Source organism: Aneurinibacillus danicus (genome assembly GCF_007991215.1).
Taxonomy (GTDB): Bacteria; Bacillota; Bacilli; order Aneurinibacillales; family Aneurinibacillaceae; genus Aneurinibacillus; species Aneurinibacillus danicus.
On sequence record NZ_BJXX01000168.1, the window covers coordinates 20,658 to 28,577 of the forward strand.

The following is a 7,920-nucleotide window of genomic DNA, read 5'->3' on the forward strand; positions in this document are numbered from 1 at the left end:
ACCAATTTGGTTATACTGATATCATGTTTTTACCATGTGTTGTAACCAGTTAGGTTATACTCTCACCCTCTTGAAAATTGTCTGGGAGAAGGGAAGGGAATTTCTATGTCTATTGTTGTTACTGGTGCTACAGGTCAACTCGGAGGTCTTGTTATTGAACATCTGCTAAAAAAGGTGCCCGCGGGTCAAATCATTGCGATTGCCCGCAATGTCGAAAAAGCCTCTGCTCTTACCGATCTCGGAGTTGAAGTTCGTCATGGCGATTATCTTGATCCGGAATCTCTTCATAAAGCTTTTGCTGGTGCCTCCAGGCTGCTTTTTATCTCAAGTCCGGATGCTGATGATACGCTGCGTATAGTTCAACATGCGAATGTCGTAAAAGCAGCCAGAGATGCAGGGGTAAAACATATCGCATATACCGGATATGCTTTTGCTGAGGAGTCAAAATTACCCCTTGCTCATGTCCATTTAGCTACGGAATATTCAATTCGTACCACTAACATTCCTTATACTTTCCTGCGTAACGCTTTGTATACGGAAGTCTTTGTGAATCCGGCTCTGGGCGCATCCGTAGAGCATGGAGCGGTAGTTACCAATACAGGAAGTGGAAGAATAAATTCGGTGACCCGCAGCGATCTTGCCCTGGCTGCCGCGACGGTTCTTACAGGGGAAGGACATGAAAACAAGACGTATAACCTTGTTTCCAATCAAACCTGGAGTTTTGACGATTTGGCTCAAATCCTTTCAGAGGTTTCTGGTAAAAAAGTCGTGCACCAGTCCGTTTCTTTTGAAGAGGAGAGAAATATTCTCGTAAACGCGGGTGTTCCTGAGCCCTTTGCCGTACTTACAGCGGTTATTTATAACGCAGTTTCAGAAGGGGAAACGTCCAAAACGACAGATGATTTACAGAAGCTTATCGGTTCCCCGACACTCCTTAAAGAAACAGTAAGACAAGTTTTGCAGGGGTGAGGAGTTAGCTTAACGCAATAAATCTGAAGAAAAACAGGTCGCCAAACGGCATATCCGTAATGCGGCCTGTTTTTTATTGTGACAGATAGGCGCTGTTGGGATAGTGTATAATTATTGAAAAGTTTGTGTTAAAAAAAGGGTTTTCTGGTTGGATTGTGGAATAAGACTATGGGACTATATGTCGGGATTGAGTTGCTGGATAAGGAATTCTTGATAAGAACCATAAGAAATGGGGGCAGGTTCAAGAGAATCCTTGTCCCATCTACCCCGGCAAATGTTGAGATACTATTAAAGTTTCGGGAGGAGTAGAAAAAATCAATATGAAGCAGAGAATGCAGCTCAATATTAAATGGAGACTTGTATTAGCATTTACAACAAGCGTGCTGTTTGCGACGTTATTATTAGGTATTATTTCGTACAAGACAGCAGAGAAACGGATGGAAGAAGAAATTTTGCAAAATGCTCGAAAAAACGTGGTGTTTTTAGATCGTTTGATTACGAAATATATTGAGGATGAAAAGAAAAGTGTAGAATTGCTGGCAGAACAAATGAATGATCAGTTGAGCCATCAAGGAACAGATGCCCGCATCCAGTCACAATTAAGCCGGTTTTTAGGTCTGTATCCTGAATTGAAAAACGTGTATGTCGTAACGTCAGATGGGAAAATGCGAATTGCCCCTATTCAACAAATAAAGCCCGGCTATAATCCGTTAGAAAGCGGATGGTACCGGGAAGCTATAAAAGCGGGCGGCAGTATTATTATGACAGAGCCGTATCTGGATAGCGGCTCGAAAGAGATGGTGATTACGCTGGCCCGCGCTTTGGAGGGCGGAGGCGATGTAGTGGCCGTGGATATGAGCCTGAAAGATTTGGCCGGGCAGATAGCTGAAGTAAAGATTGGAAATGAAGGCTATGCCTATTTATTGGACAAGAATCGTCACTATATTGTCCATCCGACGGCGAAGATAGGTGAGCAAACGAATACAGAGCAGTCAAAGAAGATGTATACGGAACAATCCGGGGAATTTGATTACGAATTTGAAGGTAAACAGAAAAAGATGTTTTTTACTACTAACAAGATAACAGGGTGGAAGCTGGCCGGTACGATGTACGTGGATGAACCGAAAGCGGCGGCGCGCCCGATTTTAAATGTGACGATCTGGGTAACGGTGCTGGCCATTGTGTTTGCGTCGGTGCAAAATTTCTTTGTGATTCGTTCCCTTGTGAGACGCTTGCTTGTATTTGCGAATGTTGCACGCAGCATCAGTGAAGGGGATTTGACGAAGCGTGTTCAGGTGACGTCCCGAGACGAATTGGGAGCACTGGCGGTAGAGTTTAACAAAATGAGTGAAAAATTGCATAATATTGTGCAAAATGTTCAGGAGAAGTCAGAGCAATTAGCTGCTTCGTCTGAACAACTGACGGCCAGTGCCGAGCAAACAGAGAAGGCCAGTGCTCAAATTGCTTCCGTCATTCAAGAGGTAGCAAATGGAGCTGAAAAACAGGCGCATAGCGTGGAAACAACGTCGACAACGATGGATGTGATGTCTGAACAGATTCATGGTATCGCCGATCAGGCAGCTCGTGTTTCAACCGTGGCGGAACATGCTTCCGCGCGGGCATACGAGGGGAATGAGGCGATTCAAAGCACGGTACATCAAATGAATACGATTCATGGTACTGTTTTGCATATGGAAAGTACAATGAAAAATCTGGAAGAACGATCGGGAGAAATCGATCAAATTGTGCAAGTCATTACTGGAATTGCCGAACAAACTAACCTCCTCGCCCTAAATGCTGCTATTGAAGCAGCACGTGCCGGTGAGAATGGTCGCGGATTTGCGGTGGTAGCAGATGAAGTTCGTAAGCTGGCTGAACAGTCTGCCGCTTCTGCCGGTCGAATCACGGAGCTGATTTATACCATTCAACAGGAGATAAAGCAGGCCGTAGATACGATGGAAGAAGGAACGAAAGAGGTGGAGGAAGGAATCGAGGCTGTACGAGGGGCCGGGCATTCCTTCGAAGAAATTCAAGGATTCGTTTATGAAGTGGCACAGCAAATTGCCGAAGTCTCTTCTGCGGCACATCAGGTGGCCGCCGGAGCGGAACAAATAGCAGAAGCGGTGCATGTCATCCAGCAAATTGCTGAAATGAACCGGAGTGGCGTGCAGGAAGGATCAGCAGCCACGGAAGAACAGCTGGCATCCATGGAGGAGATAACGTCTTCTGCAGCGACGTTATCTCGTATGGCAGAAGAATTACAGCATGCAGCTTCTACATTTAAATTGAAGTAAAAAACGAGGCCGTGTGCCTCGTTTTTTACTTCAATATTGAAAAAATCCTCTCCCCATTCTTTCCTCTCTTTTCCTTTGTACCTCAAAAGTCAGTTGGTCTTCCCGCAATTTTCATGGCAGGGCTTGTGGCTCATCGGCCATGGTGGTTTTATCCAGAAGCAGGCATCACTTTGATAAGATACTGTCCAGATAGTTGATTACTGTCTCCCGATTTACTAGAATACTTTCTTCCCGCGCCTGATCCGTCTTCATTTTTTCCTGCGCTTTTTTCAAAACATCTTGTTCGATTTCTTTTGGAACCACCACAACGCCGTCTGCATCCCCTATAATGATATCTCCGGGACGAACGGTTACTCCGCCGCAAGAGATAGGTACGTTGATTTCACCTACACCGGCTTTGCCGCTCGCCGCAACAGTTGTGCCTTTGCAAAATACGGGAAAATTTAAATCTTTAATCCCCGTAATATCCCGAATGACACCATCGACCACGATTCCCTCAATTCCCATGGTTTTTGCCATCCCTACAACAAAGTCACCGGCGATTGCGCGATATAAATCGCCCTTGGCGTCAACGACTAAAACATCTCCTATTTTTGCTTCTCTGATCGCTTTTAAAACGGCAGAGTTGTCTCCTACCGGTATTTTTACCGTTAACGCTCTTCCGGCAACTGTATAAGCCTCTTTCAAAGGCTTAATGGTTGAATCCAGGTTGTTAAGTCCTTGCATTGCATCGGAAATGCATGTAGTCGGTACTTCCTTAAACCGGGCTATAATCTCCTCCATAGTAATTCCTCCTCATTCTAAAATTTAAATAGCTTCTGTTTTTTATCCATTAATGTTGAACCGCTAACAAATAGATTATATTAAATTTTTTCTAATATGAAAATTCAATCGAATTCGCTATATTGCGACATTTTGTTTTATGTGTTAACTTTTTATTATTGTAAGTTTACATACAATAGGAGGAAACGCATGAAAACGAAATCGATTGCATTTATTGCCATGGGAGCTGCTATCATTGCGGCACTTGGCATCGTACCGGGCATTCAACTGGGGGGAAGCGGTGTCCCTATTACCCTTCAATCTATGGCCATTATGGCGATTGGCGGCCTGTTGGGCGCACGCAGAGGTTTTTTAAGTGTCGTTGTTTTTCTGTTGCTGGTAGCGGCCGGCGCTCCGCTATTATCAGGGGGCCGCGGCGGTTGGTCTGTATTTGTCGGACCGTCTGCAGGGTATTTATTTAGCTGGCCTTTTGCTGCTTTTCTCATTGGTTATTCCATTGATAAAATTCGAGTGTTTCCGGTCTTTGCGACAGCCCTTTTATCATCCGTTTTGTTCGGGATCGGTTTTGTGTATCTTATGGGTTCATTAGGTTTGATGATTACTATGAAAACACCGTTTTTGGCGGCGCTTGCGCAGAACGTAGTTTTCCTTCCGGGAGACGCTATAAAAGCAGTGGCAGCTTCCCTTTTCATCAGCAAAATGGCCAACGTACCTTTCGTAAAGGAAAGACAAAGACGGCATGCGGCTTAGGCAATACAGCGGGCAGACCACAGCTATCAAAGGAGTGCGGGAGTACACCTATGAACAGCTGCAGCAGAGGATTGATGCGCTGGCTGCCGCACTGGTTGCACACAATGTAAGGCATGGCGATCGCGTGGCACTTCTGCTTCGCGACAGAGCCGAGCTGTTGGCCTGCTTTTTGGCGGCCAACCATATCGGTGCGATCGCCATGCCTTTTTACGAGTGGCCCATGCAACGATTAACGGAGATGGTCCGCATTACAAAACCTGCTCTTTGTTTCGCAGATAGGCCGCTGGCTGATGTGACCTGCCTTCATCCCGGTGATGTAGCAGAGGGACGAGTACATACCGCACTGCCAAAAGATGAAGATTTGTTTTATATCGGATTTACCTCGGGAACAACGGGTACACCGAAAGGGTTTATGCGAACATGGAATTCCTGGAAGCAAAGCTTTCGGTTAAGCGATGCGATGATTGATTGGGCAAGAGTGCAAACGGTACTTATTCCGGGACCGCTTGAGAGCTCCCTTTTTCTTTATGGAGCGCTTCACGCATTGTACCGGGGAAAAACCGTTCAGCTTCTATCACCCGAACAATTGACGAATCGCAGTGTCTACAGTGCTGATGCCGTGCTTTATGCTGTCCCGTCCATGCTTGCACGGCTGCCGGAAAAAATCCGGTTGGCCGCAATTATTTGTGGCGGCGATCGCTGCCCGGATTCCCTGCGGAAGGCGCTGTGCAGCAAAACGGATGCCGAGTTCATCGAGTTTTACGGCTCATCTGAAGCGAGCTTTATTGCGGCACATTCTATGCGAAACGGACGGGACGGCTCGGTTGGACGGGTACTGCCGGGAGTCGAATGTCGCATTGTCGATGAAGCGGGGAATACACTGCCGAATGGAGAAGTTGGTTTGCTTCAGATAACAAGCCCGCTCCTTTTCAGTGGGTATGTGGCAGAAGGAAGATCGGATCTTCGTACGTTTACAACCGAGGATTACGGATATCTTGACGACGATGGATACTTATTTTTAACCGGACGCAAAGAGGACAAAATTATCTGCCGCGGGGTGAAAATGTATCCGCGTGAAATCGAAGCGATTGCTCTTGCTTTTCCAGGCATTACTGAAGCGGCAGCCATAGGTGTACCGCATGATAGATACGGACAGGAAGCCGTTCTTGTTCTTCTGGAGGCGGAATGCACACCGGAGATTAAATCGGCTCTTCGCAAGCAACTTCGTATGTCTTTGACACACGGGCAATACGTCCGGCGTATCATCACGGTCAACGACTTTCCCCGTACGGAAAACGGTAAACTATCAAGGACGGCACTCAGGGAGGCACTTCATGCATAAAGCAGTTATTGTTGCGGCAAAGCGAAGTGCCATCGGTAAGGTAGACGGAATGTATCGGGAGCGGACAGCCGAGGAGCTTGCGGCACCGTTGCTTCGTTATCTGGCCCGGGGGCAGCAAATCGATGAAGTTATCCTTGGTAACGCTGTGGGAAAGGGAAATGTGGCACGTCTTGCTTTGCTTCAAGCGGGGCTTCCCCTGCATGTGCCGGGAATTACGGTGAATCGCCAATGCTCATCCGGGCTGGATGCGGTTATATTGGCCATGCGAACCATTCAGGCCGGTGGTGGGAGAGCGCTGCTTGCCGGAGGAACGGAAAGTACGAGCGCTTCCGATCGGACGTGCGCCCGTTTTTCACCGGAATCCATCGGGAATCCGGGCATGATCGAGGCGGCTGAGAACGTAGCGAAACTGTATCGTCTATCACGGCGGGTTCAGGATGCGTTCGCAGTCTGGAGCCATGAAAAAGCGTGCAGGGCAAATGTTCACCATGAGATTTTGGGTGAAGAACGCGATGAATGCCCACGGTCCAATATGAAGCGCCTGGCGGGAAGAGTACGTCCGATTTGCGGTACAATAACGGCGGCCAACAGTTGTCCGGAAAATGACGGAGCGGCAGCGGTGCTGGTAACAACGGACGAATATGCAAAGCAGCGCCGCTTTACGGAAGGACTTCACCTCATTCACGCCGAAACAAGTGCATGCGATCCCAATGTTTTGGGTCTTGGCGCAGTTGACGCGATTAAACGAACGCTATCGAGAAACGGACTGGGGCCATCGGATATCTCCGCGTTCGCTTTTAATGAGGCGTTTGCTTCCCAAACGTTAGCGACAATTCGAGAGACCGGTATCCCCCTTTCTATCGTAAACCGAACAGGGGGCGCACTTGCGTACGGGCATCCCTATGGGGCATCCGGGGCGATCCTGCTTGTAAAATTATTTTATGAGCTGCGGGAAGGCGAATATGGCCTGGCTGCTATCGCAGCAGCGGGCGGTTTAGGTTCTGCGCTGCTGGTCAAAAAAGAACGAATAGAATAGAGGCGTGCTGTCTCTGCGTATTTTGAAATAGGATAAAGGTGGACGACGGACGATGGATTATGAGCAGTTTAAAGCTGTAATGTTAGGGAGACGCAGTGTTCGAAAATTTGAAGACAAAGCCGTCCAAATTGAACAAATTAGAGAAATTATTGACTGTGCAAGGCATGCGCCGAGTGATACGAACGCACAAGCGTGGGAATTTATCGCTATTATGAACAAGGAGAAAATCGAGAAGCTCTCCGCCATGGTGTGGGAGGAGCTGCGCACAATCGCTGAAGAGGCAAAGCAGAGGGGAATGCATAAGGAGGCCAGGATGCTGCTGCGGTCATTCGGCCCCTATGCCGCTTCTTTTGCCGATGCCCCCGTTTTAATCGTTTGTCTCGCCACGTCATATACTTCAAAGTTTCGTGAAAAAATTTTTACGCCATTGGGTTTAATTGAGGATTCGGTATATGAAGAAGAAGGCATCAAAAGCAGTTGTTTAGCGTCGCAGAACTTAATGCTGGCGGCGCATGCGGCAGGGTTGGCGACGTGTCCTATGACGGCCCCGGTCTTCTTCGCCAAACATCGGTTTAAGGAGTACCTGAATATTGCCGACTATAAGCAGATTACAATGGTCATTGCACTGGGATATCCGGTCGACCTCCCGGCTAAACCGCCGCGTAAGGAGATAGATGATATTTTGCATATTATTTCATAATTGCTTGTAGGAGAGGACTGCTTTATAGTTTTTTTCTGTGAAAATC

Annotated in this window: 7 protein-coding genes; 6 read left to right on the forward strand and 1 reads right to left on the reverse strand. The window is 47.4% G+C overall.

The features are described 5' to 3' along the window. Nucleotides 1-105: 105 nt before the first annotated feature. Together ADA01nite_RS17875 and ADA01nite_RS17880 are read left to right on the forward strand one after the other, a co-directional pair. Nucleotides 106-969 (forward strand): SDR family oxidoreductase, encoded by an 864-nt coding sequence (locus ADA01nite_RS17875; protein ID WP_146811787.1) that lies wholly within the window; start codon nucleotides 106-108, stop codon nucleotides 967-969. A gap of 320 nt (nucleotides 970-1,289) precedes the next feature. Beyond that, complete coding sequence (locus ADA01nite_RS17880) at nucleotides 1,290-3,263, forward strand: methyl-accepting chemotaxis protein (protein ID WP_146811788.1); 1,974 nt, start codon at nucleotides 1,290-1,292, stop codon at nucleotides 3,261-3,263. Nucleotides 3,264-3,428: 165 nt separating this feature from the next. On the opposite strand, the gene ADA01nite_RS17885 is transcribed toward ADA01nite_RS17880, so the two are convergent. Continuing rightward, nucleotides 3,429-4,046 (reverse strand): RraA family protein, encoded by a 618-nt coding sequence (locus ADA01nite_RS17885; protein WP_146811789.1) that lies wholly within the window; start codon nucleotides 4,044-4,046, stop codon nucleotides 3,429-3,431. Between the two features lie 189 nt (nucleotides 4,047-4,235). On the opposite strand from ADA01nite_RS17885, the gene ADA01nite_RS17890 reads away from it, so the two are divergent. Genes ADA01nite_RS17890 through ADA01nite_RS17905 form a run of 4 tightly spaced genes read left to right on the forward strand, consistent with a single transcriptional unit; the run spans nucleotide 4,236 to nucleotide 7,874 of the window. After that, nucleotides 4,236-4,796 carry a biotin transporter BioY gene (locus ADA01nite_RS17890; RefSeq protein WP_146811790.1) on the forward strand — a complete coding sequence of 187 codons (561 nt, stop codon included), beginning with the start codon at nucleotides 4,236-4,238 and terminating at the stop codon, nucleotides 4,794-4,796. Then, entirely contained in the window at nucleotides 4,786-6,138 is a 1,353-nt protein-coding gene (locus tag ADA01nite_RS17895; protein ID WP_146811791.1) for a class I adenylate-forming enzyme family protein, read from the forward strand. The genes ADA01nite_RS17890 and ADA01nite_RS17895 overlap by 11 nt, the downstream gene beginning before the upstream one ends. Continuing rightward, entirely contained in the window at nucleotides 6,131-7,174 is a 1,044-nt protein-coding gene (locus ADA01nite_RS17900) for a thiolase family protein (RefSeq protein WP_146811792.1), read from the forward strand. The genes ADA01nite_RS17895 and ADA01nite_RS17900 overlap by 8 nt, the downstream gene beginning before the upstream one ends. 52 nt (nucleotides 7,175-7,226) lie before the next feature. Then, nucleotides 7,227-7,874 (forward strand): nitroreductase family protein, encoded by a 648-nt coding sequence (locus ADA01nite_RS17905; protein WP_146811793.1) that lies wholly within the window; start codon nucleotides 7,227-7,229, stop codon nucleotides 7,872-7,874. The last annotated feature ends 46 nt before the right edge of the window (nucleotides 7,875-7,920 follow it).